General features: G+C 58.1%; 21 protein-coding genes and 3 pseudogenes. 14 read left to right on the forward strand and 10 right to left on the reverse strand.

Going from position 1 to position 24,941, the window contains the following annotated elements:
* Positions 1–3: 3 nt before the first annotated feature.
* Both QRN20_RS03255 and QRN20_RS03260 read right to left on the reverse strand, forming a co-directional pair.
* On the reverse strand, positions 4–837 hold the full coding sequence (locus QRN20_RS03255) for a PhzF family phenazine biosynthesis protein (protein ID WP_122412495.1): 834 nt from the start codon (positions 835–837) through the stop codon (positions 4–6).
* A 114-nt stretch (positions 838–951) separates the two neighbouring features.
* Positions 952–1,434: a multidrug/biocide efflux PACE transporter gene (locus tag QRN20_RS03260; protein ID WP_285360002.1), complete on the reverse strand. Its 483-nt coding sequence runs from the start codon at positions 1,432–1,434 to the stop codon at positions 952–954.
* A gap of 99 nt (positions 1,435–1,533) precedes the next feature.
* On the opposite strand from QRN20_RS03260, the gene QRN20_RS03265 reads away from it, so the two are divergent.
* From QRN20_RS03265 to QRN20_RS03290, 6 genes and pseudogenes are all read left to right on the forward strand, one after another.
* Positions 1,534–2,418 carry a LysR family transcriptional regulator gene (locus QRN20_RS03265; protein ID WP_029242238.1) on the forward strand — a complete coding sequence of 295 codons (885 nt, stop codon included), beginning with the start codon at positions 1,534–1,536 and terminating at the stop codon, positions 2,416–2,418.
* A gap of 120 nt (positions 2,419–2,538) precedes the next feature.
* Positions 2,539–2,943: pseudogene (locus QRN20_RS03270) on the forward strand (PAAR domain-containing protein); the annotation flags it as partial.
* Between the two features lie 612 nt (positions 2,944–3,555).
* Complete coding sequence (locus QRN20_RS03275) at positions 3,556–3,960, forward strand: hypothetical protein (protein WP_240996373.1); 405 nt, start codon at positions 3,556–3,558, stop codon at positions 3,958–3,960.
* Positions 3,961–4,168: 208 nt separating this feature from the next.
* Positions 4,169–4,384: a DUF6434 domain-containing protein gene (locus QRN20_RS03280; RefSeq protein ID WP_122433683.1), complete on the forward strand. Its 216-nt coding sequence runs from the start codon at positions 4,169–4,171 to the stop codon at positions 4,382–4,384.
* Positions 4,385–4,968: 584 nt separating this feature from the next.
* Entirely contained in the window at positions 4,969–7,062 is a 2,094-nt protein-coding gene (locus tag QRN20_RS03285) for a hybrid sensor histidine kinase/response regulator (protein WP_163004029.1), read from the forward strand.
* 269 nt (positions 7,063–7,331) lie between these two features.
* Positions 7,332–8,237 (forward strand): manganese catalase family protein, encoded by a 906-nt coding sequence (locus tag QRN20_RS03290; RefSeq protein ID WP_285360003.1) that lies wholly within the window; start codon positions 7,332–7,334, stop codon positions 8,235–8,237.
* 80 nt (positions 8,238–8,317) lie between these two features.
* Here QRN20_RS03290 and QRN20_RS03295 read toward each other — a convergent pair whose 3' ends face one another.
* Entirely contained in the window at positions 8,318–8,902 is a 585-nt protein-coding gene (locus QRN20_RS03295) for an ankyrin repeat domain-containing protein (RefSeq protein WP_122412490.1), read from the reverse strand.
* Between the two features lie 65 nt (positions 8,903–8,967).
* Complete coding sequence (gene katB / locus QRN20_RS03300) at positions 8,968–10,473, reverse strand: catalase KatB (RefSeq protein WP_162868445.1); 1,506 nt, start codon at positions 10,471–10,473, stop codon at positions 8,968–8,970.
* Between the two features lie 625 nt (positions 10,474–11,098).
* On the opposite strand from katB, the gene QRN20_RS03305 reads away from it, so the two are divergent.
* The 4 genes and pseudogenes from QRN20_RS03305 to QRN20_RS03315 all read left to right on the forward strand — a co-directional run bounded on the left by QRN20_RS03305 (position 11,099) and on the right by QRN20_RS03315 (position 14,715).
* Positions 11,099–11,812, forward strand: a complete 714-nt coding sequence (locus QRN20_RS03305; RefSeq protein ID WP_043304357.1) for a GNAT family N-acetyltransferase — start codon at positions 11,099–11,101, stop codon at positions 11,810–11,812.
* 182 nt (positions 11,813–11,994) lie between these two features.
* Positions 11,995–12,777: pseudogene (locus tag QRN20_RS26765) on the forward strand (MCP four helix bundle domain-containing protein); the annotation flags it as partial.
* A gap of 258 nt (positions 12,778–13,035) precedes the next feature.
* Positions 13,036–13,635, forward strand: a pseudogene (locus QRN20_RS26770) (methyl-accepting chemotaxis protein); the annotation flags it as partial.
* A 225-nt stretch (positions 13,636–13,860) separates the two neighbouring features.
* On the forward strand, positions 13,861–14,715 hold the full coding sequence (locus tag QRN20_RS03315) for a CAP domain-containing protein (protein ID WP_029243786.1): 855 nt from the start codon (positions 13,861–13,863) through the stop codon (positions 14,713–14,715).
* A gap of 34 nt (positions 14,716–14,749) precedes the next feature.
* Here QRN20_RS03315 and QRN20_RS03320 read toward each other — a convergent pair whose 3' ends face one another.
* From QRN20_RS03320 to QRN20_RS03330, 3 genes are all read right to left on the reverse strand, one after another.
* Entirely contained in the window at positions 14,750–15,178 is a 429-nt protein-coding gene (locus QRN20_RS03320) for a nuclear transport factor 2 family protein (protein WP_285360004.1), read from the reverse strand.
* 202 nt (positions 15,179–15,380) lie between these two features.
* Positions 15,381–17,012: a methyl-accepting chemotaxis protein gene (locus QRN20_RS03325; RefSeq protein ID WP_029243785.1), complete on the reverse strand. Its 1,632-nt coding sequence runs from the start codon at positions 17,010–17,012 to the stop codon at positions 15,381–15,383.
* 179 nt (positions 17,013–17,191) lie between these two features.
* Positions 17,192–17,809, reverse strand: coding sequence for a TetR/AcrR family transcriptional regulator (locus tag QRN20_RS03330; protein WP_029243784.1), 618 nt, complete (start codon positions 17,807–17,809; stop codon positions 17,192–17,194).
* Between the two features lie 224 nt (positions 17,810–18,033).
* Between QRN20_RS03330 and QRN20_RS03335 the strand changes: the two genes are divergently transcribed.
* The 3 genes from QRN20_RS03335 (at position 18,034) to QRN20_RS03345 (ending at position 20,160) form a co-directional block, all read left to right on the forward strand.
* Complete coding sequence (locus QRN20_RS03335) at positions 18,034–18,558, forward strand: DUF3237 domain-containing protein (protein ID WP_004887217.1); 525 nt, start codon at positions 18,034–18,036, stop codon at positions 18,556–18,558.
* Positions 18,559–18,961: 403 nt separating this feature from the next.
* Positions 18,962–19,567, forward strand: coding sequence for a hypothetical protein (locus QRN20_RS03340; protein ID WP_004887216.1), 606 nt, complete (start codon positions 18,962–18,964; stop codon positions 19,565–19,567).
* Positions 19,568–19,581: 14 nt separating this feature from the next.
* A complete protein-coding gene (locus tag QRN20_RS03345; RefSeq protein ID WP_029243783.1) occupies positions 19,582–20,160 on the forward strand; it encodes a hypothetical protein in 579 nt (192 codons plus the stop codon).
* Positions 20,161–20,203: 43 nt separating this feature from the next.
* Here QRN20_RS03345 and QRN20_RS03350 read toward each other — a convergent pair whose 3' ends face one another.
* The 3 genes from QRN20_RS03350 to QRN20_RS03360 all read right to left on the reverse strand — a co-directional run bounded on the left by QRN20_RS03350 (position 20,204) and on the right by QRN20_RS03360 (position 23,897).
* Positions 20,204–22,276, reverse strand: a complete 2,073-nt coding sequence (locus QRN20_RS03350) for a TonB-dependent siderophore receptor (RefSeq protein WP_162864186.1) — start codon at positions 22,274–22,276, stop codon at positions 20,204–20,206.
* 140 nt (positions 22,277–22,416) lie between these two features.
* On the reverse strand, positions 22,417–22,857 hold the full coding sequence (locus tag QRN20_RS03355) for a GNAT family acetyltransferase (RefSeq protein ID WP_029243781.1): 441 nt from the start codon (positions 22,855–22,857) through the stop codon (positions 22,417–22,419).
* Between the two features lie 95 nt (positions 22,858–22,952).
* Positions 22,953–23,897, reverse strand: coding sequence for an alpha/beta hydrolase (locus tag QRN20_RS03360; RefSeq protein WP_058431128.1), 945 nt, complete (start codon positions 23,895–23,897; stop codon positions 22,953–22,955).
* A 437-nt stretch (positions 23,898–24,334) separates the two neighbouring features.
* Here QRN20_RS03360 and QRN20_RS03365 point away from each other — a divergent pair, with 437 nt between their 5' ends.
* Positions 24,335–24,817 (forward strand): GNAT family N-acetyltransferase, encoded by a 483-nt coding sequence (locus QRN20_RS03365; protein ID WP_004887208.1) that lies wholly within the window; start codon positions 24,335–24,337, stop codon positions 24,815–24,817.
* Positions 24,818–24,941 lie beyond the last annotated feature (124 nt).

Consider the following 24,941-nt stretch of genomic DNA (forward strand, 5'->3'; position numbering starts at 1 on the left):
GCCTCAGAGCCTGCGCGCCATGCCCGACACGCGGATCGAACTGCCGGTCTGCTGTGGTATCTCGGCGCGCAGGCGCGAACGGCTGCCCATGTCCTCGCCCTGCAGAATGTCGATCATCCCGCCGTGTGGCCAGCCGATGTCACGCAGATAGCCCGCCAGTGCCGCCGTGGCCGCGCCAGTCGCCGGGTCTTCGTATACGCCGCCAAAGGCAAACGGATTACGGGTATGGAAAAACTGTTCGCTTTCGGCATAGGCCAGCAGAATCGTGGCCCAGCTTTCGCGGACCATCAGGTCATGCCCGGCCTGTTGGTCGTACTGCATGGCCTTGAGCGTTGCCCGGCTGTTCAACGCCAGAATCAGATGTCCCGCTCCGCCATTGATGTAGGCAGGCGGAATGCGAGCGTCCAGATCGTCATGGCTGTAACCGAACAGCGCCAGTGCTTCGTCCAGCAGTTCCGTACTGACCGGCTTGCTGTGCGTGGCAGGTGATTGCAGCGCTGCCGAGGTCAGCGAGCCCTGAGCGTGGCCTTCGACGGTGATCTGTGCGTAATTGAGCGTGAGGTTGAACACCCCGTCGCCTTGCTGAGCGGCCAGTGCAGCGCCAAGGGCGATGGTGGCGTGACCGCAGAACGGCACTTCGGCCAACGGCGAAAAATAACGCACTCGCCAGCCACCTTCTACAGGCGCGGCAAATGCGGTTTCGGAGAAACCGACCTCGGCGGCAATCTGCTGCATGACCTGATCGTCAGGCAGTGCATCGCCAATCCATACCCCAGCCGGGTTACCGCCTTGATCCCCATCGCTGAACGCAGCCAGTTTGAGTATTTCAGTCGCCATTGTTGCGGGTCCTTTGCCGTTGTCATGGCCTGACAGTGTGCTTCAGATGCGGGGCGTTAATCCAACCAGAAATCCTTATCCGGTGCATCTCTGGGCTTGATGGATGACCCGCCCTCACACTGCCTCATATTTGGACAGACGTCTTTGCATAACCCGCTCGCGCACTTTGTCATAGGCCCAGTTGAACAGCATGGTGTAGGGCAGGAACATCAGCAGCAGACCTATATCGAGTACGAACGCTTCGAGCAGGCTGATCGACAGCCACCAGGCGGCCAGCGGGACGACCGCCAGAATCAGACCGCCCTCGAAACCCAATGCATGCAGCGCACGCGTCATCAGGCTCATGGCAAACCCGAACCGGGCGCGCAGACGGTCGAACAATGCGTTGTAAACCATGTTCCAGAGCATGGCGACAGTGGAGATCATGACCGTCATCGCGCCCATCATGGTCAGCGAGTGGTTCATCAGCCAGGCCAGCAGCGGGGCGACCAGAATCACACCGCCCAGCTCGAACAGGCCGGCGTGCAGGATGCGCTCCTTGAGGGATTTGTTCGGTACCTGAGTCTGTTCAGAGGTGTTCGTGAGAGTGCGGCTCATGACGCGTCGGTCCTTTGTGCTCATTCGTGACAGCATTATCATCGGTCTTTGCGTTAAGCTGAAAATCATTACCATCGGTAAAACCGATAGAGGTTGCTCATGAGTTATTCACCCGAAGCGCTTGAAGCCTTCGCCCAGATCGCCGCGCTGGGCTCGTTCAGTGCGGCGGCTCGGCGGCTGGGAAAGAGCCAGTCGACCATCAGCGAAGCGATTGCCCGACTGGAGATCGATCTGGGGCTGGAGCTGTTCGATCGCTCGTCACGTCAGCCGGTGCTGACCGAAGCGGGCAAAGTGATGCTGGGTCGGGTCGATGACGTGTTGTGCGCTGCCGACCGCTTGCGTCGGGCCGCAGGAAGACTGGTCGAGGGCGTCGAGCCGAGGCTGACGCTGGTGTTGTCGGACGCCAACCAGTTTGCCGACTTCGAGCGGTTGATGGCCGAGCTGGACCAGCGCTTCCCGGAGTTGGAGATGGAATGCGTGTTTGCCGAGCATGGCGATGCGATCAGTCTGGTGCAGTCGGGCAGGGCGTCGCTGGGTCTGCTCTCGGCGCAGTCCAGTTACCCGCCCGAAATCGGCCATGCGACCATCGATGAGTGCGCCGATTTCGGTCTGTTCGTTTCGCACAAACATCCGCTGGCCGCGCTGGAACGGGTCAATTACCAGCAACTGGCGCGCTATCGGGCTCTGCGCCTCAACACGCTGGTCGAGCAAAGCATACCCACCGATGACCTGCCCACCAGCGGCCATAGACACTGGTCGGCGCCCAATTACCTGCTGCTGATGGACATGGCCGCATTCGGCTTCGGCTGGTCGGCGTTGCCGCGCTGGCTGGTGTCGCGCTATTCGGGCGGGTTGCTCAAGGAACTCAACGTATCCGGCTGGCCGCGTCGTTCGGCAGTGGATGTGATCTGGTCGTTCCAACGCAGTCTGGGCCCGGCCGGTTCATGGCTGCTGGATTCGCTTGTGCCATTTGCCGGGGAATGAACAGGCCTCAATAGTGAGGCTTCGTGCATCAGGTTCGGAACCGTCTGACATATAACTTCGAGCGTGTCCTTTAGCGTCGTCACCCCTGCATCCCGCAGGTGATAAAACAAAGGACCCCGCATGATTCCCTCCGCACGCCAGGGCGACCTGCACGTCTGCCCGATACCCGGGCACATTCCAACACCCATCGTCAGTGCATCCAGCGATGTGCTCGCCAACGTCATGAACGTCGCGCGGGTCGGCGACGTTTGTGCCTGCGGTGCCGTGATCGTCGCGGGTTTCCCGTCGATTCTGGTCAACGGCCGCCCCATGGCCCATCTGGGCAGCCCCACCAGCCATGGCGGAATGATCGTCGCCGGCAGCCCGGATGTGATGGGTGGCTTCAGTGCGGGTGGCGGCGGTGGGGCGCGCGTTGTGGATTTTTCGCGGCTTGGGATGTTGCGCGATGATGGTTCCGTGGATGAGGCCAGGCTGGATGCGTTGGTAAATGATCCTGAGCTGTTGGACAGGGCTGACAGCGGAGGTCATGAATAAGGTGCTAGGGGTGGGCGTATCGGATTGGGAATGTGGCGTGCGGGTCCATGAATGTTACGGCGGGGCAAATTTCAAATGCCAGTGATCGTTGATATTCTTCATATGCCGGAATTAATGTATGCGGTATAGAAAGCCAGGCCTTGGTTTTAAGTCTGTCTGCTGCATTATGTTTCTAGTCTCTCCTTTGGTGGTGGTCAGTCTTATCACCCCCGATGCATGGCTCCATTATCCGGTCGAGGCAAAAAAAACGTTAGGGTTTATCTGGAATACCAATCATCGGATTTACAGAGGGACGCTTTATCCGGGCGAAAGCTCTTTTGAATGGGGCGAAATATTGCGCAATGACGGTTTTTTTATGAGGCTTGAATGGTGGGGGAGCACGGCGGGACGACAGTGCGTTGTAATCACCCCAACACTAAGGGGTACCGATATCTATCTTGATGCCGAAGGCGCTGTCGACACGAGCGCCGGGAGTGGCACTGATCTGGAATTGCTTAAGCCTTGCCCGTATGAGAAAAGTCCATGGTGATTCGCGCCTTTCCGATAGCGGGTCTCCATTTGGTTTGAAGTTGGGGTTGTCCGAGTGCTATTCAAAAAATGTATATGCAACAATCCGAACCACACACGCTGATGGACGCCAAATTCAAATGCCTGATGCTGCTTTCACCTTTCGCGGTGTGGCAAGTATCTACGCCAGATGTGACGCTTCATTACTCTGAAAACGCAACGAGCGAGTTGAGTTATATCTGGAATACCCATCACCGTACCTTCAAACGCCGTTTGCTTTCGGGCGAAACGACGGGTGATTACGGAGCGATTTTTCAGGACGAGGACTTCTTCATGGAGGTTTATTGGCGGGACAGCGGGAATATCAGCGGCTGTGTCCGAATCGATCCCAAGTGGCCTGAGACGCATATCTACCTGAAAGCTGATGGTCGAGTCGATACATCGCCTGCAGGTGGCACGGATGTGGATCGCCTGTATCCGTGCCTCGGGAGCGATGTTTAGCGTACGGAATTGTATTCGCAGGTGTGCCCGGTTTCGTCACGGGGCTCTCTGTCGGTGACCACTGCCATTCGCTACCAAGAGCCTGAAATGAACTGATGAGTTGGCCCTGATCGGGCGGCTTTCGGCCTGATTCGAGCAAAGGCCGACTCGTGACCACTTCTGAATCGCGTTATAACGGGGTGGAGTTTCCTTCATGAGTGAATCGGACATGGCATTCGACTGGCACAGCGATCTGATTAACCGTGACACTGCAGTAGATGCGCACTATCGAAATACTCAGAACGTACGGCGTTTCATGACCGAACAGTGCGGGCCGCAGTTCAGGTTTGATCGCGCGTTCATGGCCTGGATCATCGACGGCGAACCCAAGCGCATGGGGCAGGTGGTGGACGAGTGGCTGCGCAGGCGTTCGGTGGTTGACTGAAGTCCTGTGGTCGCTCGGAAATGTGACGCGGAGCGTCACGGGATGCATGCCCGCGCGGAGCACTCAGCGTTATACACAAGTCCGCAAGACGCGCAAAACCGGGGCCAAAACGAAAGGGACTGACTGAATGCATACCCGTGGGAGGCGGCTTGCCGGCGATGGTGTCCGTTCAGTCACTGATAGGTCGCTTCAGAAAAAGCATCGCCGGCAAGCCGCCTCTTATCAAACAACCTGTAAACCACTGAAGAAACTGGATTTTGTGGGAGCGGACTTGTCCGCGAAAAGGCCAGTGCATTCGACGCATATGCGGTGGCTGAAACACTGCATTCGCGGACAAGTCCGCTCCCACGACGCCCGGTGTTTGATGCGCGACAGCGCTACGTCGAAGACGTGGTGGCGCCTCCCACAGTCCGTGGTCGCTCCGCTTCCGCTTGGGTCGGCGGCACGAGGCATCAGGACACCGCTGACTTTTCCAGCCATAAATCGCCTTTAGTTTTGCCAGCGGGCCGTTTTTCTCGTAGCGTGCTCGTGCCGGCCTGTTGAATGGGGAAACGGCAACGACCATTCTCCCAGGTACAGCCGCTTTGACCCCGACCGAACTGCAACATATTCAGAGCCGCCTGAAGGCTCTGGAGGACGAAAATGCCCTGCTCAAGGAGCGTCTGAGCGTTAACGGTCGTGAGGCCGAGGATGCGCTGGCGCTGTCTCAGGAGCGCTACCGCTTTCTGTTCGACGCCATGGACGAAGGCTTTTGTGTCATCGAATTTTTCGACGGCCCCCATGGCCCGCTCAGCGACTACATTCACATCGAAGCCAACCCGGCGTATGAATACCACGCGGGCATTCCCAACGTGGTCGGCAAAAAGCTGCGCGAGATGGTGCGCGAAGAGGCCGATGACTGGGTGAGGTTCTACGGACAGGTGCTGGCGACCGGTGAACCGATCCGTTTCGAACGTGAGCTTGAGGCAACCGGCCGCTATCTGGCATTGACGGCGTTTCGTATCGAACCGGCCAGCCGCAAGCAGGTTGCCGTACTGTTTCAGGACATCACCGAACGCAAGCGTGCCGAACGTGCGCTGCAGCACCTCAACGAAACCCTTGAAGCCCGTGTTATCGAAGCAGTGGCCGAGCGTAATGTGCTGGCCGATGTGGTCAACGGCACCAACGCGTTCATTCATGTCATTGACTCCAACTATCGCTGGATCGCTATCAACGGCTCGGCGTCACGCGAGTTCGAGCGACTGTTCGGCGTACGGCCCAAGGTCGGCGACAGCATGCTGGAGATGCTGGTTGATCGGCCCGAGAGCCAGGCCGGCCTCCACCAGCGCTGGGCTCGTGCTCTGTCAGGCGAGGACTTCGCCATCAGCGTCAACTTCAGTGATTCCAATGATCCCGCCAGTCATTTCGAGATGCGCTACAGCAGCTTGCGCAATGCTGACGGCCAGCCGATCGGTGCCTATCTGTTTGCCTACGACGTCAGCGAGCGGCGCCGTGAGCAGGAGCGCCTGACGCAAGCCGAAGAAGCCTTGCGCCAATCGCAGAAAATGGAAGCGGTCGGCCAGTTGACCGGCGGCATTGCCCACGATTTCAACAATCTGCTGACCGGGATCACCGGTTCGCTGGAACTGCTCAAGAATCGTCTCAGCCAGGGACGTTTCACTGAAATCGACCGCTACGTGGCTGCCGCTCAGGACGCCTCCAAGCGCGCCGCCTCGCTGACTCATCGCCTGCTGGCGTTCTCCAGACGGCAGACGCTGGACCCCAAACCGGTCGATATCAATCGTTTGGTGGTGGGTATGGAAGAGTTGATCCGCCGCACGGTCGGGCCGCACATTACGGTGGAAGTCGTGACGTCGGTCGGGCTGTGGTCAACCTTCATTGATGCGCCACAGCTGGAAAACGCGCTGCTGAATCTGTGCATCAACGCCCGGGACGCCATGCCACGCGGCGGACGGATCACCATTGAAACCGCCAATAAATGGATTGATCAGCGCGGTTCCCAGAGCCGTGACCTTTCGCCCGGCCAGTACCTGTCGCTGTGTGTCAGCGACACCGGCACCGGGATGACGCCCGAGGTGATGAACCGCGCCTTCGATCCGTTCTTCACCACCAAGCCGCTGGGGCAGGGCACCGGCCTCGGGCTGTCGATGGTGTACGGCTTCGTGCGCCAGTCCGGCGGACAGGTGCGGATCTACTCCGAGCCGGATCAGGGCACCACGATGTGCCTCTACCTGCCGCGTCATTATGTGGGAGCACCGGAAGAGGTCGAGACCGTCGAGGCGTCAGAATCACTGAGAACCCAGAGCCTGCGAACCGTGATGATCGTCGATGACGAGCCCACGATCCGTATGCTCGTGGCCGAAGTGCTCGAAGACCAGGGCTACATTCCCATTGAAGCGGGCGAGGGCGCATCGGCGCTCAAGGTGCTGGAATCCGACAAGCGCATCGACCTGCTGGTGACCGACGTGGGCTTGCCGGGCGGCATGAACGGCCGCCAGTTGGCCGACGCGGCACGGGTCATCCGTCCTGACCTGAAGGTGCTGTTCATCACCGGGTATGCGGAAAACGCCATCATCGGCAATGGCCATCTGGATCCGGGCATGTGGGTGCTGACCAAGCCCTTCACCATGGAGGCACTCGCCAGCCGGATTTACGAAATGATCGAGCGCGACGACTGATAGCGCTGCCTGCCGCCATCCCGGCCTGCACGTTCCTTTTACTGTAAAACCACAGTCAAAGGAGCGTTGCGCCGCTGAGAAAGGCTATGAAACCTAGCCGCGCCAGCCTTTCGTCGCGCGCGCATCGTTCTTGTGAATCTTTCTATCCTGTTGCTGCCTCTCAACCCTTGATGGTGATGATGTTCGCTAAGTCGTCGATCCGTCACTGACGGTCGTTAGCTGATTTTGCCCAAACAAAGCCATGCTTTACGCCTGAAAGGGGAGAAATCATGTTTCTTCACAATAAACGTTTGCAGTACACGGTTCGTGTCTCGGAGCCCAATCCGGGGCTGGCCAATCTGTTGCTGGAGCAGTTCGGTGGTGCACAAGGTGAACTGGCCGCCGCCAGCCGCTACTTTACTCAAGCGCTGTCCGAAGATGATCCAGGCCGCAAGGATCTGCTGTTCGACATCGCGACCGAAGAACTGAGCCACCTGGAGGTGGTGGGATCGATCATCGTCATGCTCAACAAGGGAGCCAAGGGCAAGATCGCCGAGGGCATCCAGGCCGAAGGTGAGCTGTATCGTGAGATCAACGGAGCGGGAAATGACTCGCACATCACCAGCGTGCTCTACGGTGCGGGCGCACCGCTGATCAACTCGGCCGGTGTGCCGTGGACGGCGGCCTACATCGATACCATCGGCGAGCCGACGGCCGACATGCGCTCCAACATTGCCGCCGAGGCGCGGGCCAAGATTGTCTATGAACGCCTGATGAACGTGACGGATGATCCCGGGGTCAAGGACGCGCTCGGGTTTCTGATGACTCGGGAAATTGCTCATCAGCTCTCTTTCGAAAAAGCGCTGCACTCGATTCAGCCGAATTTCCCGCAGGGCAAGCTGCCTGGCATGCCGGAGTTCAGCCGCAAATACTTCAATATGTCGAATGGCGACGCCAGCCCGCGGGGGCCATGGAACAGCGACGAGGACTTCGAATACGTCGAACATCCGCTTCCGGCCGTGGATGGCGGAGACGGAACGGCGTCGGTCATGCTCAGTGAGGATGATGAGGCCACGTTGATGATCATGAAGCAGCGGACGCAATCCGATCCTTCTGCAGAGGTGCCGATCACCGGGGCCGAACTGGGTTCGGGAGAGATGCCTGGCACTCTGGGGACCGGCAACGGTCAGGTTTGATGATCGAATGGGGTCGATAAAAACTGCTGTCCTGATGGGGATGGCAGTTTCCCATTGAGCAGCTAAGCGACGATCGTGTCTCAGCGGGTCGGCATGACCTGAAACTCACCTTTGGACAAGCCTTGCACGTCATTGCCCATGCTGTCGCGCAGGCTCAGGTCGGCACCCTTGTCGGTCAGCTCCTTGAGCACTTCAGTGCGCTTGAACAGTGCCGCGTACATGGCGGCCGTCTGGCCGGCATTGTTGGTCAGGTTGGCGCCGCAATCGGCCTGCACGAGGCGTTTGGCGATGCTCAGCTCACCCTTGAAAATTGCACCCATCAGGGCGGTATTGCCGCGTTTGTCCTTGGCGCAAGGATCAGCGCCGGCATCAATCAGGCGTACGACAGAATCTTCATGGCCGTGATATGCCGCGAGAATAAGGCCGGTATAGCCTTGTTCGTCCCGGACATTAAGGTCGTAATGCGCTTCGATGAAGGTGTCCAGCATCGGATTGTTGCCTTCACGCGACGCATCGAAGAACAGGGTGCGCAGCTGGCTGGCAGTCTGCTCGGCAGTCAGGCTCTGCGCGGGTGTCGATTGGACGGGGTCAGGTTGGGCGGACACGGGTTGCTCGGCATGAGCAACGGCGGTCAACAGCAGCAGTCCGTAAAGAAGGGTTTTCACTGGCGTTCTCCTGGTCTGGCCTGAACCGCCCCGGCCTTCAAGCACCGGGGCGGGACATCAGATCATCAGTCTTTGAGGCTGGCAGCCAACGATTTGACTTTGCCCAGATCACCCTTGGCCACTTCGGTTACCCGAGTGCCGTAGGTTGGATCGGCCTTGTACAGGTACGACAGCATGATGTTCTTGCTCTCGGTGTCGGTATCGGCCAGCGACTCACCGAAGCTCTGGACCAGGTCGGTCTGCTCTTTCGGGCTGTACGAACGATACAGATCACCGGCCTGCTTGAAGTTCTGCTCACGCGTGATCTTCGCCTGCTGGGTGGTGCCACTGATCGGCAGCTGGCTGTAACGCGCGCTGTCCTCGGAAGGACGCGGTTCCAGCCGGCTTGGCTCGTAGTTGACGCCGCTGGTGGTGTGGCCAGCGTTCATCGCGCCATCCTGGTTGCCGTTGTTCACAGCGACCTTGGGCTGGTTGACCGGCAGGCTCAGGCCGTTGGCTCCCAGACGATACATCTGAGTGTCGGCATAAGAGAACACGCGACCTTGCAGCAGGCGGTCTTCGGACGGCTCGATGCCAGGTACCAGGTTGGCCGGGGCCATGGCGACCTGCTCGGTTTCCTGGAAGAAGTTGTCGACGTTCTTGTTCAGGACCATCTGACCGATTTTCTTCTCGGGGACGTCAGGCCAGATCTTGGTGGCGTCCAATGGATCGAAGTCGAACTTGGCCAGTTCTTCAGGCTTGAGCACCTGAATGTAGAGGTCCCATTTCGGGAAATCGCCTTTCTTGATCGCGCCGACCAGATCGTTGGTCAGGTGGCTGTAGTCCTTGGACTGGACCTTGGCGACTTCGTCCGGATCAAGGTTCTTGATGCCTTGCAGGGTTTTCCAGTGGAACTTGACGTAGTGTACTTCGCCCTTGGCGTTGACCAGTTTGTAGGCGTGCACACCGTTGCCGTCCATGAAGCGGTAGCCGGCTGGCGTCCCTTCGTTGGAGTAGAGCAGGGTCAGGGTGCGGGTGGCTTCAGGGACGTGGGAGAAGAAGTCGAAACGACGTGAGTCGTTGTCCAGGTTGGTGCGTGGATCAGGTTTGAAGGCATGCACCATGTCCGGGAACTTGATGGCGTCGCGGATGAAGAAGGTCGGGAAGTTGTTGCCTACCAGGTCCCAGTTACCGTCTGCCGTGTAGAACTTGGTCGCGAAGCCGTGCGGGTCGCGCAGGGTTTCAGGAGAGTGGTTACCGTGCACCACGGAAGAGAAACGTACGAAGACCGGGGTTTTTTCGCCGGACTTGAAAACGGTCGCCTTGCTCAGGTCGCTGATGTCGGCCGATGCGGTGAACTCGCCTTTCACGCCGGTACCACGGGCATGCACGACACGCTCCGGGATGCGTTCGCGGTCGAAACGCTGCAGTTTCTGCAGCAGTTGAACGTCCTGCAGCAGCACCGGGCCCTGGGCACCTGCTGTCTGGGAGTTCTGGTTGTCCCCGACCGCCGCGCCATTGTCGCGGGTCAGGGTGTCGGCTGCGTAGGCGGCCGGAATGCTGATAAGGCCGACTGCTGTTAAACGAACCATGTTTCTGGACCAGTTTAATAACGGCATTTTGAATCCCTCATATTTTTTTAGTAGGCGACGCCATGTTATGCGCGCGGGAGAAAAGTGGGCGATTATAAAAATCAATCGGGGTGATTGAGATAAATACTGGTGCCGGAAGGGAACCGAGTGCCTGGTTGTCTTGAAAGTAGTATTGGTCGATTAAAGGATAGTGGCATTAAAGGTTAATTCATGTGGTTCAGTGGCTTTATATGGAGCTGTTAATACTATAAGTTTATGATAATTATGGATTTATTAAATTAAACAGTGCCACCATGTACTGCATTTCAGAGGGTGGTTTTTCGGTTAATGAAAACCAGTCGCATTGTTCATAAATAAGGGTTTTGGCGTAAAACTTTAAGTTTTAGAACGAGCGTCCCAGAGTAAAGAGCGTTTATTGTTTGGGCTGGTGGCTCATTGATGTTGGTTTTTCATGTCCACAGCGTGCACTAAGAAATAAGCTGTAACAGTTCTGTCGGTAATAACTAAATCAGACGTTGGCATGGAAACTCCGATTGAAACTCTCTGGTTCGGCTCACGACCCTGGCGGGTTATCATGTCGCGCCACCTGCCTCAGGCAAGCCTCACCCTCGGAGCCAGACGTTCAATGTCCACTGTCATGCTGTTGCAAAGCCCGCCGCCGGAATTCATTCGAAGCCAGATCCAACAGATGGTGGTCGATTACGTCACCGATATCAGTCTGGTTGCCATCTCGCCGAGCAATCCGCTGTACAACCTCTATCAGTACGGGGTCGGTTACGAGGTGCATCTTTACCTCAATGCAATGGACGGCTCCGGCAGCATGGCCGTCGAACTGATCGTGGCACTGGATGACGAGGACCCGGAAACGGTACTGGGTTTTCTGCTGTATCTGCCGGTGCAGGGCGATCAGGAGGCGTGCGCGGTGACATACCTTGCAGTCAGGGAAAGCCATCGCGGTCAGGGCATTGCGCGCTCGATGCTAGAGAAGATGGTTGGCCGATACCCGCATGCAGAGTTGTACTGCGTGGTCGACAAGGTGCCGTATTTCGAGTCGCTGGGCTTTCAGGTGTTGGGCGCGCGCGGCCCGCACGTGATCATGAACACTCGTGATCACGGCACCGAAGGGTTGCTCGCAGTGATGGACATCGCGCCGATCTACAGCTCGGTGGAAGTGCGGCAGATTCACGCCTACCTGCTTAAACAGCACGGAGACAAGGCGATGGCTGATGCCGAGAAAGAACGGGACCGACGCCTTGACCGGATGACGCAGGAGGCGAAGGCCTTTGTCGAGCAGCATCGAGGACAGCATGGGACACAGCAGCCGATTCTGCTTCACTGACCCCTGGCCTTGAGTGTTTCAAGACGTCCTCAAGGATGGCCCGCAGCATCTTATGCCGATGTGTAATTAATTTTGCGGCGTGTTGAACGTTTGCGAGATGAGTGAAGTCACTATGACATCATTGCTGAGTGCTAAATCATTTCAGCTTAGTCGTCATCCCTTATCTCGCAACGGTCCACCCTATGAATATCCTGCGTCAGTTCAAGTTTTCGACCAAGCTTCTCTCGGCGTTCATCATCTGTGCGCTTATTACACTGGCTGTGGGTGGGTTGGGCATGACGGGCGTGACCCGTCTGGGCAATGCGCTGGAACAGACGTTCTCCAACAATCTGGTTTCGGTCGGCAACACCAATGAAACGCTGACCAGCATGACTGCCCATAACCGTGGCTTGTATCGCCTGCTGGATGCTCAGGACGGTGGCGTATCGGAAACCGACAAGGAGCGTGTTCGCCAGGCTCTGGCCGATGACCTGGCTCGTGCCCAGAAGGTATTTGCCACCTACCGCGCGACGCCGCTTGAAGACGACGAGCGTGTAGCCGGCGATCAGCTTGAGCAGATGTTGCCTGCTTACATTGCGGGTTCGCAGCAAGTGGTCGAGATGATGAGGGCCGGTGATCTGCAGAACGCCAGGACCCGCCTCAACGCCCTGTCCACCGAAGGGTTTGTGAAAATTCGCGCCTATCTGCGCACCATCATCGATTCCAATAACCGCCAGATCAAGGAAGGCTCTGTAGCGGCTGCGGAGCTGAGAAACAAGTCCGTGATGATGCTGGAAATCGGCGTCGTGATCGCGTTCATCGTGGCGATTCTGCTGGGCATCTTCATCACCCGCATGATCACCCGTCCGCTGGCAGTTGCCGTGGTCAGCGCCCAACGCATCGCTGGCGGCGACCTGACCCAGCCGATCGTCTCCACCAGCAGCGATGAAGCCGGGCTGTTGCTCGATGCCCTGTCGAACATGCAGGACGGTTTGAAAGGCACCATTCAACAGATTGCCAGCGCTTCCGATCAATTGGCCTCGGCGGCAGAAGAACTGAGTGCTGTGACCAACGAGAGCACCCGTGGGCTGACGCGTCAGAACGATGAAATCCAGCAGGCGGCGACTGCCGTGAACCAGATGACCGCAGCTGTGGAAGAAGTGGCGCGCAATGCGGTGTCGACTTCTGAGGCCTCGAAAACCGCAACCGAAGATGCTGTGGATGGTCGCGGGCAGGTGGATCACACCGTCAAGGGCATCACCACCATGGTGCATGAGATCACCGAGTCGACCGAGGCGGTTTCCGAGTTGGCCGGGCATGTGCGCGAGATCAGCAAGGTGCTGGACGTGATCCGCAGCATTGCCGAACAGACCAATCTACTGGCACTCAACGCGGCCATCGAAGCGGCACGAGCAGGCGAGCAGGGTCGCGGGTTTGCGGTGGTGGCTGACGAGGTACGCGCACTGGCTCATCGCACCCAGGCGTCGACCGTGGAAATCGAGGGCATGATCAGCACCGTGCAGTCAGGTGCCGACGGCGCCGTGGCAGCCATGGGCAAGAGCCTGTCGCTGGCCACCCATACTCAGGAACAGGCCCTGCGCGCCGGTTCTGCGCTGGAGAAAATCACACAGGGTGTCGCGACCATCAACGAGCGTAATCTGGTGATCGCCTCGGCTTCCGAAGAACAGGCCCAGGTGGCCCGCGAAGTGGACCGCAACCTGCTGAACATTCAGGACCTCTCGACCCAGAGCGCGGCCGGTGCCGACCAGACCAATGCATCGAGTCAGGAGCTTTCGCGACTGGCGACGTCCTTCAATGGAATGGTGGCGAAGTTCAAGCTCTGATGGGGCAGATACCTCGTCTCCCGCTGAAGAAATGCACTATCTGCTGCATCTGATGCGGGACGCGCCTCCCACAGTTGGATATCTGTGCAAGAACACCATTTTCCCAGCCGCTACGGTTCTCTGCCTGCCTGATCACAATAATCCCGGCACCGTCCGCAAAAAGCAGTTGCATCTCACCGGGTCAGGTCGCGCATGATAGGCGCACTCAATCCGTCGGAGATTTTCATGGGGTCCATCACGTCCGTCCTGCGCGTAGCGGTACTGTCACTCGGGGTGCTTGTCGCCCAGTCGGCTCTGGCCTCTGACGAGACGCAACTGATTGACTCGCTCAATGCCTGGCGCGGTCAGGTGCAGCGCTGTGGTGATCAGGTGTCCATGGAGCTGCCGCCGCTGGTCAGTGACCCGCGTCTGATCCTGCCCGCCAGTGGCGGGGTGGACCTGCAACAGGCACTGTCGCGCGCGTCCTATCCGATGGTCACCGTGCAGGCCATCAGCCTTTCCGGGCCTCGTGATGCGGCGTCGGCGCTGAAGGCCGTGCAGGAAAGCTTCTGCAAGGTTGTGCTCGATCCGCAGTTCATCGACATCGGCGTGAGCCGCGAAGGGCAGGATTGGCGCATTGTGCTGGCTCGCTCGCTGGTCGCGGCGCGTCTGGGGGACTGGCAGGCCGAAGGTCAGAAGGTTCTGGAGATGATCAACGTCGCTCGCACTGCGCCTCGCCAATGCGGGACCCAGGCATTTCCTGCCACCACACCGCTGGCCTGGAACGCCACGCTGGGCACGGCGGCTCAAGCTCACTCCCAGTCCATGGCCAACAACAATTTCTTCGATCACAAGGACCGGGAAGGGCGCATGCCCGGTGATCGGGCGGAGCTGGCTGGCTACATCGGTCAGCAGGTGGGCGAAAACATCGCTGCCGGTCAGGACACTGCACGCAAGGTGGTGGATGGCTGGCTGGCGAGCCCCGGACATTGCGCGAACCTGATGAATGCCGGGTTCCGTGAACTGGGGGCGGCTTATGCAACCGATCCCAAGAGCGATGCAGGCATCTACTGGACCGCAATGTTCGGTACGCAGCAGTGAAAGCCTTCACTCGCTGCGTGCAGGTGGCTGACGTTTAGAAGCGGAACGCCTGACGGCCGATCAGCAGCCATTGGCCGTTCTGCTTTTGCCAGATCTGGAAGTTCTCGATTTCGGTCGGCATCACCTTGCCACTGTTCACGGCCTGGGCCGAGAAGTGATTGCGCACCAGCGCGACATCGCCAGACATGGTGATCTTCTGGTTGAGCATCTTCAGGTCATTGAAGGCACTCTTGCCGGTTTCAATGTCGGCAATGAACGCCTGCTTGTCCTGAATGTTGCCGCTGGAATGCCCGTAGGTCAGGTTGTCGGCGGTCAGCGCCTGAAGCTGCGCTATGTCCTTGTGCCACATGGCCTGGGTCAGCTTGTCCACCGCCTGTGCCACATCAGCCTCATCGGACGGCGCGGCGACGACGTAGCCAGTGAACAGGCAGACAAATCCTACGAGCAGTTTGAGCTTTCTCATGTGCATTCCTTTTTATTGTCATTGTTGGGTGGCCAGAACATGCGCTTGGCATGGCCTGACAGACAGCATGTTCGTCTGTCGTCGTACAACTTAGACGAGGGGCGTATTTCTGACAAGTAGAGGCTGCTTGCAGACTGAACGATGAGCAGGAAGAGGCTAGAGCGAGGGGAGAGGCCGGGAACCAGGTTCCCGGCCAAAGGGGTCAGACGACGCGGAACTGTTTGGTCAGGCGGCTGAGGTCAGCGGCCAGCTTGGTCAGCTCAGCTGTGGCAATGGCGGTCTGGCTGGAGCCTTCGGAGGTCTGGCTGGACAGGTCGCGAATGCTGACCAGACTGCGGTCCACTTCACGCGCCACTTGAGCCTGTTGCTCGGCAGCGGTGGCGATCATCAGGTTGCGTTCGTTGATCTGGCTGATCGAGTCAGTGATATCGAGCAGTGCCTTGCCTGCGCCATTGGCCATGTCCAGGGTCTTCTGAGCCTGGAAGCTGGTCTGCTCCATGGCGGTCACCGCATTGCCGGTGCCGGATTGAATCGAACTGACCATCTGTTCGATCTCCCGGGTCGACTGCTGGGTGCGGTGAGCAAGCGCGCGTACTTCATCCGCGACCACGGCAAAGCCTCGACCCGCCTCACCGGCGCGTGCGGCTTCGATAGCTGCGTTGAGCGCCAGCAGGTTGGTCTGTTCGGCGATTGCGCGGATCACGTCCAGCACTTTGCTGATATCGGTTGCCATGACCGCAAGGCCCTGCACCTCTGTCGAGGTGACTTGAACCTTGGACACCATCAGGTTGATCGCCGAAACCGTCTCATCGACCTGAGCGCGTCCGGCCATGGCTGCGGTGCTGGATTGCGATGTCACTTGCGAGGCAGAGGCCGCGTTGCTGGCCACTTCCTCGACCGCAGCACTCATCTCGTTGACCGCCGTTGCAGCCATTTCGATTTCATTGCTCTGACGCAGGATGGTGCGCGATGCATCCTCGGTCACGGCATGCATTTCTTCGGAGGTGGCCGCCAGTTGAGTCGACGAGTCGCCGATCAGGGTCAGCGCACTGCGCAGATTGGTCTGCATGGTCGCCAGTGCGGCGATCAGCTTGGCCGCTTCGTCGCTGCCTTCGACCGTGATGTTCTTGCTCAGGTCGTTGGCTGCGATGCGTTCGGCTATTTTTAGTGATTCGCCAATGGGGCCAGTCAGGCTGCGGGTATAGAGCCAGGCGAGAAACAGCGTGGTAGCAACGCCCACAGCGATGAAAATGCCAACCAGCCACAGTGTCTGACTGTAAGCCGATTCAGCGGTATCACCGGCTCTCTCGGCTTTTTTGTCGTTGATGCCGATCAGGTTCTTGAGCGAGGACTCAACCTGATCCGCAGCACTTTTCATCTCGTTATTCGATATGGCGACTGCGGTGTCCAGGTCTCCTGCGGCGACAGAGGCCAGATAACGGTCCTGATTGACCTGATAGTCGGCGTTGGCTTTGTTGAGTGCGTCGAATGCTTCGCGCCCTTGTGGCGTTACGATCAGTTTGCTCAGCGAGTTCGAATAGTCGGCGATCAGGACTCGCGCCTGTTTGATGTCGCTCAAGGCCTTGGTCCGACGATCCTGCGGCTCCAGCGGATTGCGCAGGCGGGCGTTGTTACCCCGGATACCGACAAATTCACGGTCCAGCATACCGAGCAGTTTCACGCTGGGCAGCACATTGGTTTCGATGAATTTTTCCGCTTCGTTGAGAATCGCGGCTTGTCGCAACGACAGCAGTCCCAGGGCGACAATCATGAGGCAGAACAAACCGAAGCATAAAGCCGAGCGAGGTGCGAGGTTGAGTTTGCGCAAAAACATGTGCCTTCTCCATGGGTGATTAGAAAGCCTATCGTCTGCATGGAGCTTTTCTTGATGACAAGTGCAATATAAAGCGCCCCGCGCATCGGTAAAGCCCAGTGGCTGGAGATGCGCGGTCTCTGGAAAAAGTCGCCTGAAGCGTCAGGCAAAGGGGCAATCAATTATACGTGGCGGGCAGCTCAGCGTTGGCCCATGCCCAGCAGGAAGGTTTCCACCGCCCGATCTACCATGGTGCGAATCTGCTCGCAGCTCAGTGGCTGCGGGCTTTGCTGATAGAGTCGGATTTCGGTTTCTGCGGTCAGCAGCGAAGTCAGTTGAAGTGCTGCAAGGTCAGGGTCGATTTTGCGAAGTTGTCCGTTCTGCATGGCCTGGGCCATTAGAGTGGAGATGGTTTGCATGCACTGGCGTGGCCCGGATTCATAGAACATCATGCCGATTTCAGATCGACCCGACTCGGCGACCACCATGCGATACACGTCCAGCGCTGTGTTGTCGTTGATCAGCATTGCCAGCATTCGCTCGCCAAAACGGCTGAGCAATCCCCTGAGGTCAAGAGCCTTTTCGCTGTAGGTCGCAAGTTCTGATACTGCCTCTGCCAGGTGAGCCGTGGCATGTCGATTCACAACAGCGATGAAGAGATCTTCTTTTGACGGGAAGTAGCTGTAGATCGTTGCCTTGGAACCGCCCATTCGTTTGGTGACTTCGTTCATCGACGTGCGCTCGTAGCCCATTTCGAGGAAAACGCTGGCTGCCGCATCAATGATGGCTTCACGGCGAGCTTCGGTACGCACCTTCATTTAAATCCTCAATCCTTCAGGGAATCTTCGTTTGTCTGTGTAACGCAAATTAACATGGACTAAAACTGAACCGTTCGGTACGATTTATTCCGTCTCCGTGGAGCTTACTGGAAACGAAGCCTCAAATAAACGCCGCCGCATCAATGCCGAGCCGGCAGATGCCTGAGCCCCAAAGCTTCTGGCCCCTACTACCGTGTTGACCGAATCGTGGAGTGAGCAGACCTGTGAACATCATCGACTTCAAGAAGCCTCGCAACCCATCCGTTCGTGAAGTGGCGATTGCCAGGGCACCGTTGCTGGAGAAAGTCCTGTCGATTACCTTGAAGACGGATGCGCCTACGCTCATGGGAATCTGCAGCGATGGCCTACGCAGCAACAGCTCCATCATCGGCGGCGAGTTCGAAGGTGAAAGCATTCGGGGTTCGGTGCTGCCTGGCGGCAGTGATTTCTTTGTCGAGCTGTCGAGCGAACTTGCCTTTTTCAACGCACGTTTCACGTTGCGAACCCGGACGGGCGAGTTGATCAATGTCGAGAACAAAGGGGTTCTTGTCATGGACGAAGTCGGGCAGGACCAGCTTCAGAACGGGGTATGGCCCATTTCCGACGGGCACTATCAATGCACCTGCACACCGCAGTTTCAGGTGCCACTGGGGCCAAACGACTGGCTGGAGAAAAGCGTGTTCATCGGCAAGGTCGACTATCTGTTCTATAACGAGAAGGTGATGAACATCTACCGGATCAAGTACTGAGCAGGTTCTTGTATCGGGTCGTCTTCAGCCCCTCCGACTGAATGCATACCCCGTGTAGACGGTTCGTCGGCGATGGCGTCCCTTCAGTCACCGATATGTCGCTTCACAAGACGCATCGCCGGCAAGCCGCCTCCCACAGTCCCCTGGTTGCAGCAAAACTTATGTATAACCATGAGTGGCCAGCCCGAGGTGCAGCTCCCACTTTTTCACCCCTTCGCCTTACTCCGTCCTGCGCCGTCTCTTTGCTCCGAAGAGCAGGCACGCCTGAAACAAATTGGTTACAATCCCGGTCGCGATAGCACAGTGCTATCTCTGCTTGCATGCCATGGACCGGCTACGCCCGTGGCATGCCATCAATATTTGCTTCGGGTGCCGTCTGGTGCGACACCTTCAAGGACGTTAAATGAACAAGCTGCAGTACGCCGCCATCGCACTGATGGGGTTGGTGTTGACCGGGTGTGTCTCCTTTGTGCCCGCAGGGCCCATTGGTCTTCCGGTCAAGGCCGTCGAGAATACGTTGCCGGTCGGGGCAATGATCAAGGATGTGAAGATCACTGATCCGGCCATCGATGAACTTCAGAAGCGAAACATCAGTTCACAGCTAACGGCGCAGATCGGCGCCCACGTCGAGCGTGGCGAGTATTTCCAGAAGATGATCGTTTTCCCGGCAAAACTGGGCGAAAAGGATGTCGAGCTGGCTTTCAATTTCACTTCTCTCAAAGGCAAGCGTACGCCACACCCGGCGTATTTCCCCGGCGCTCTGTTGACGCTGACGATCTGGATCTGGGTCAACGGTCCGATCTACGTCGATACCTATGATCTGGCGGCGGAACTGCGTATCAACGACAGCCATGGCAAGCAGTTGGCGCTTTCGCAAAAGACGTTCAAGCGCGACGTGAACACCGGGCTCTGGGACCGCGATTATTTCAACCCTTCGATGGGGGCCAATCAACTGACTGAACTGGTTGAAACGCTGCTTGTAGATGCCACCGGCCAATTGCCTCGTTGAAAGGGATATTTCGAATGAACAAGTTTTTGATGCTGTTGGCTGTGCTGTTTTCACTGTCGTTGCAAGGTTGCATGACCTATTCGCACCATGAGTTGGCGCAGGCTTCGCAATGGCCTCCTGCAACATCGACCAAGGTCAAACCATCGGCCTATCTCAAGGTGCAGGCCGAATATGCGTTGAACGAAGATCGCGCCAATAGCGGCACTAACATCGCTGCGCTGGAAAAGCTGTTGAAAGAAGAGCTGCAGGGCAGTCAGCGTTTCAGCAAAGTGAGCGTCGAGCGGGAGCCCTCCGATCTCTACGTCACGGCAACCCTGCGCAATCACGAAGAGGGCAGCCTTGGCCTGGCATTCCTGACCGGCTTCACGTTTTTCCTGATCCCCAACAAGGTCGACAACACCCTGTCGCTGGAACTCACCTTCCGCGATGGCGAGGGCAAGAAACTGGGGCAAGTCAGCAAGCAGGAAAAACTCACCACCTGGATGCACCTGGTGCTGATCTTTGCCCTGCCGTTCAATGAGTCGAGCGACAAGGTCATCAGGGATCTGGCGCGCAGCGCGCTTGAAGACGCCGCGGGTAAAGGTCTTATCTGAGCAGGTTGAAAGGGCTGGAGCTGCTCCAGCCCTTTCACCATCGTCAGAAGGTGACGCTGGCGCTGAGCCGCGCGGTGCGCGGCTCACCCACGTTGACCTGCAACTGGCTGCCGGTACTGGATGGGTAATACTGCCTGTCGAACAGGTTGTCCACGTTCAACTGCAGGCGGGTCTTGTAACCGGCCATTGGTACATCCCAGCGCAGAAACGCATCGGCCACGGTGTAGCTGCTCATGTAGAACGAGTTGGCGTCATCCCCGGCTCGCTCACCTACGTAGCGTGCGCCGCCACCGGCATGCCAGTCGCCCAGACCCGAAGGCACCTGCAGGTGATGGGTGAGGTACAGGCTCGCGGTGTGCTTTGGTGCCTGGCTCAGGCGATTGCCTTCGTTGCTCGGGTCGTCCAGCACTTCGGTATGGGTGTAAGCGTAGGTGCCGATCATGTCCCAGCGCTCGGCGATGCGACCGGTCACATCCAGCTCCACGCCTCTTGAACCGACCTTGCCGGCCGCCTCGCTGACGCCCGTCACGCCGGTCGGCGTGACGACGTTCTTCTTCTCGATGTCGAACACCGCCATGTTGAAGTCCAGGCCTGGCGCGAGCGCATATTTGGCCCCGACTTCATAGCTGCGACCTTCTTCCGGGTCGAAGGTGGTGCCATCGTCGTTCACGTCTTGGTTGGGCACGAACGAGCGGCTGTAGTTGCCGTACAGCGACAGGTCTTCGTTGACCTTGAACACCAGCCCGGCCATGGGCAGGAACACGTCATCATTCTTGTCCAGATTCACAGCGCGGCTGGAACCCAGACCCTGGGCGATGTATTGATCGTAATGCTGATAGCGTCCGCCGAGTACCAGAATCCAGCGGTCATTCAGGTGCCAGTTGTCTTTCACATAGAGCGAAGACGAGGTCAGCTGATTGCTCAGGTTGCTGGTCGGCTGGCTGACCACGCTCGGTTCAGCGAGGCTGCCGTACACCGGATTGAAAATGTTGAAACCATTCTGTGCGGTGTTTCGGTACGTCTTGCCACGAAACTTGTCGGAGTCTTCCTGCTCGGCACCGATCAGCAGGTCATGCTCCTGACCCAGAAATTGCTGCTTGCCGATGAAATCCCAGCTGGCATAACGCGTTTCATAATCGTAATGCCCGCCGTTGGCCTGGCGACGCAGTACGCCGGTGCTGGACAAGGTGCTGGGCTGCGCGATGGAAAGGCTGTAACGGTCATTGTTCCAGCCATAGGTCAGGCGGGTCTTCCAGTCATCGCTGAGCTGGTATTCAAAACGCGCAGTCGCGGTTTCGCTGATGCCGACGGTGTTGGCCCATTTCTCGTCCAGGCGCTTGTTGTAGCTGATATCGGCTGGATGACCACCGCTGAAAACGGTGCCGCGGTCGAACGGGCTGACGTAATCGTTGTACTCGTAAGCCAGCGTGAGGCTGGCGCGCTCGCCGGTCCATGAGAGGGAAGGGGCAATCAGCGTGTGCTGATCAACGCCGTAGTTGCGCCAGTAATCTTCGCTCTGACGTTCGGCAACCAAGCGGTAAGCCAGGCCGCTGTCGCCCAGCGGACCGGTGGTGTCCACTCCGAAACTGCCGCCACCTTCGCTGAACGCCGAACCGCTCAACGTTGTGCTTTGCACGTACTGCGGCTGTTTGCTGATCACGTTGATCACGCCGCCCGGTTCCATCGCGCCGTACAGCAGTGAAGCCGGGCCTTTGAGCACTTCGACCCGGTCAGTGGTCGCACTGAAGTTCTTCGACACCACCGAGCGCACGCCATCACGCAGGATCGAGCCATCGTCATTGGTGCCGAAGCCGCGCTTGACCAGCGAGTCCTTGGTGTTGCCTAGCGTGTTGCCCTGACTGACGCCACTGACGAACTTCATGGCGTCGTCCAGCGAGCGTACGTTGTAATCGGCAATGGTCTGAGGTGTCACCACATTCACCGACTGCGCTTCTTCCTTGAGCGGCACGTCACTCTTGCTGGCGGTACTGGCGCTGCTTGCGCTGTAGCCTCCCTCGCTCTGGGTGGCGGCCGATACCTGCGTCGCGGGCAGTGTTGCTGCGCCTGCGGCATGGGCCGTACCGCCAGACCACACGGCCAGGGAAATTGCGGACAGCAGAAAAGGACCGGGGCGGCGAGGGCGATGGAAGGTGTTCAAAGGAAGTGCTCTGTCAGGACGTTAATAGCAATAATTGTAATTTGATATTAATTCTCATGTAAATGAGGGAATTGTCTGACGGGCTTTGTATTGAGCTCCTACGCTTTTGTGTCGGGATCGAAAGGGATCCGCTTGCCCATGCTGATCAGGGGTTCCTGAACGTACCCAAGCGACTCATAGAAAGCCTGCACCCCTTCATTGCTGGTACGAATCTGCAGATTGATCTTGAGGCAGCCAAGCTCGATCAACGCCAGTTCTGCATGCCTGATCAAGGCGGTTCCCAGCCCGCGTCCACGCTGGGCGGGATCGACCGCAACCGAGTAGAGCCAGCCCCGGTGGCCGTCATAGCCCGCCAGCAGCGTGCCAGCCAGACGGCCTTCAACGATGACCACAAAGAACAGTCGGTCTTGCGCAGCCAGCTTCATGTCGATCGACAGATCCGGGCGGTTGTGCGGTGCGTCGTCGTTGAATACGGCTGTCCACAGGTCGATGACCGCCTGGCGATGCTGGTCGTTCGAGTACTCGATAACGCAATGCATGGCGCACTCCTGAAAAAGGGAACGCCGACGCTAATGCCTGCCGCCACTGCTGTCTATTCGGGACGTTACCTGTGCAGGTATTTTTTTTCGGGGCTTCAGCCTGCGTGTTTCTGCATGTCGCCCTTTTTGCTGACCTGAGGTAACGACGAGGGCGTTTTCAGTAACGTCTGTATGGCCTGACTGTACGCCTTGCTGCCCAGCCGCATGCTGTTGTTGTGCGTACCGCCAGGCACCAGCAGCAGGTTCTTCGGCTCCCGGGCGGCCTCGAACAACTCTTCGCTGAAACGGGCCGGGACGTAGCGGTCATCGGTGCCATGCACGATCAATACGGGCATGTGAATGTCGGCGATCTTGTCGACTGAATCGAATTTCTGCGACAACAGCCAGCGGACCGGCAGCGAAGTGTTGGCGATTGCGGTGGCGACGTCAGCCAGATTGGTGAAGGTGGACTCGATGATCAGGCCGCGTGCTGCCACTGGCGTCTCGTCCTTCTCTGCTTCACGACCCAGTTCCGCAGCCAAGTCCACGGCGACCGCTCCGCCGAGTGAATGACCATAGATCACCCGACGTTGCGGGTCCGGCTGCAGTTGCTTGAGGCGTTCCCAGGCAATACGTGCATCCTCATAGACGGTCTTTTCGGAGGGCAGTTGGCCCATGCTCTGGCCGAAGCCCCGGTAATCAATGGCCAGAATTGAAAACCCCAGCGCCCTGAGCTGTTCGATGCGAAACAACTGGCCCGTCAGGTTCCAGCGTGAGCCGTGCAGATACAGCACTGCCGGTGCGTCCTTGCGTGGCGCAGGCCACCACCATGCATGAATGTTCTGCGAGGTGCCGAAATCGGCAGCCTTGAGATCCAGCTCCTGAACATCGGAGGGCAGGCCGCTGTACCAGCTGGCGGTGCCCGGCTCGATGCGGAACACCAGTTCGCGCTCCTTATGCTCCAGCACCGCGCAGCCGACCGGCAGTCCGACAATGATCGCGATCATGCATAACCATCTGAAAGGCCGTGCCTTGAAACGGTCGAGGGAGAAAGAGGGCATGAGGAATGTGTTCCGGTAAACAAAATGAAATAAATGCCGTTTCCGTCCAGGCGTTGCAATAGCCGACGGGAAATATCGGTTACAGGATATTGCGCCGTTGGCCGGTTGATCGAGAAGGGCCGCGCCATGGTGTTCGCCCTGAGTGGGAGACGACCTTGGAAGGGGTTCCCTCTCGGCGCGATCTGCTGATAGCGACAGATCGCCTTAAGATCCTGAACGCCTCGTTATTCAGAGACTTGCATCAGCCAGCTTCAGGGCGACGCGACAATCAGGCGTTTTTAGTCCGGTTTGTTATTGAATTAGCCCTTTTTGATAGCCCCGGATTATGCTGTAGGCGCAAGGGCGCTGTATTTCTGTCGCCTGGAGGCGCCGAAATCACAGTTTCATGGCTAACCTGCTCTGTAGGTTCTTCAATTTCTTCAAGAGGTTACCGCTCAATGTTTCTACATCGCCCCCTGGAAGAAAAAGACATTCCGATCGTCTGCGAGCTGCCCCAGAATGCCGACGAGCTGTTCTACATGTTCCCCCGGGCCACCTATCCCTTCACGCCGGCCCAGTTGGTGGACGCGTTGGAGACCCGCTACGACTCCACCGTGATCGAAATGGACGGCGAAGTGGTGGGTTACGCCAATTTCTCACGCTGTGATTTTCGCGACCGCTGTGCGCTGGGCAACGTAATCATCGCCCCCAAGGCCAGGGCAAGAGGCGTGGGACGCTACATGATCAGTTGCATGATGGACATTGCCTTCGACAAGCACGAAGCCACCGAGCTCATCGCATCCTGCTACAACCATAACGTTCCGGGTCTGCTGTTCTATCCGCGCATGGGTTTCCGTCCTTATGCCATTGAAGAACGACGTGACAAGCAAGGTGCGCGGGTTGCGGTGATCCACTTCCGGCTGCCCCGATCCGTGGAATGACGCCTGATACTGATCGTGCCCATCGCGCTGCATGGGCATGCATCCCGTGACGCTCCGCGTCACAAATGGTACAGACTACGGATTCAGTGAACCGGGCGCATGGCTCAGGTTACCTTTTCCCCTC

This window comes from Pseudomonas sp. fls2-241-TYG-175 (assembly GCF_030209155.1).
GTDB classification, from domain to species: domain Bacteria; phylum Pseudomonadota; class Gammaproteobacteria; order Pseudomonadales; family Pseudomonadaceae; genus Aquipseudomonas; species Aquipseudomonas viridiflava.

Coding starts and splice junctions, on each gene's coding strand:
- QRN20_RS03255 (WP_122412495.1), bottom strand. CDS start 837: ATGGCGACTGAAATACTCAAACTGGCTGCGTTCAGCGATGGGGATCAA.
- QRN20_RS03260 (WP_285360002.1), bottom strand. CDS start 1,434: ATGAGCCGCACTCTCACGAACACCTCTGAACAGACTCAGGTACCGAAC.
- QRN20_RS03265 (WP_029242238.1), top strand. CDS start 1,534: ATGAGTTATTCACCCGAAGCGCTTGAAGCCTTCGCCCAGATCGCCGCG.
- QRN20_RS03275 (WP_240996373.1), top strand. CDS start 3,556: ATGCAACAATCCGAACCACACACGCTGATGGACGCCAAATTCAAATGC.
- QRN20_RS03280 (WP_122433683.1), top strand. CDS start 4,169: ATGGCATTCGACTGGCACAGCGATCTGATTAACCGTGACACTGCAGTA.
- QRN20_RS03290 (WP_285360003.1), top strand. CDS start 7,332: ATGTTTCTTCACAATAAACGTTTGCAGTACACGGTTCGTGTCTCGGAG.
- katB (WP_162868445.1), bottom strand. CDS start 10,473: ATGGTTCGTTTAACAGCAGTCGGCCTTATCAGCATTCCGGCCGCCTAC.
- QRN20_RS03305 (WP_043304357.1), top strand. CDS start 11,099: ATGTCCACTGTCATGCTGTTGCAAAGCCCGCCGCCGGAATTCATTCGA.
- QRN20_RS03315 (WP_029243786.1), top strand. CDS start 13,861: ATGGGGTCCATCACGTCCGTCCTGCGCGTAGCGGTACTGTCACTCGGG.
- QRN20_RS03320 (WP_285360004.1), bottom strand. CDS start 15,178: ATGAGAAAGCTCAAACTGCTCGTAGGATTTGTCTGCCTGTTCACTGGC.
- QRN20_RS03325 (WP_029243785.1), bottom strand. CDS start 17,012: ATGTTTTTGCGCAAACTCAACCTCGCACCTCGCTCGGCTTTATGCTTC.
- QRN20_RS03330 (WP_029243784.1), bottom strand. CDS start 17,809: ATGAAGGTGCGTACCGAAGCTCGCCGTGAAGCCATCATTGATGCGGCA.
- QRN20_RS03340 (WP_004887216.1), top strand. CDS start 18,962: ATGAACAAGCTGCAGTACGCCGCCATCGCACTGATGGGGTTGGTGTTG.
- QRN20_RS03345 (WP_029243783.1), top strand. CDS start 19,582: ATGAACAAGTTTTTGATGCTGTTGGCTGTGCTGTTTTCACTGTCGTTG.
- QRN20_RS03355 (WP_029243781.1), bottom strand. CDS start 22,857: ATGCATTGCGTTATCGAGTACTCGAACGACCAGCATCGCCAGGCGGTC.
- QRN20_RS03360 (WP_058431128.1), bottom strand. CDS start 23,897: ATGCCCTCTTTCTCCCTCGACCGTTTCAAGGCACGGCCTTTCAGATGG.
- QRN20_RS03365 (WP_004887208.1), top strand. CDS start 24,335: ATGTTTCTACATCGCCCCCTGGAAGAAAAAGACATTCCGATCGTCTGC.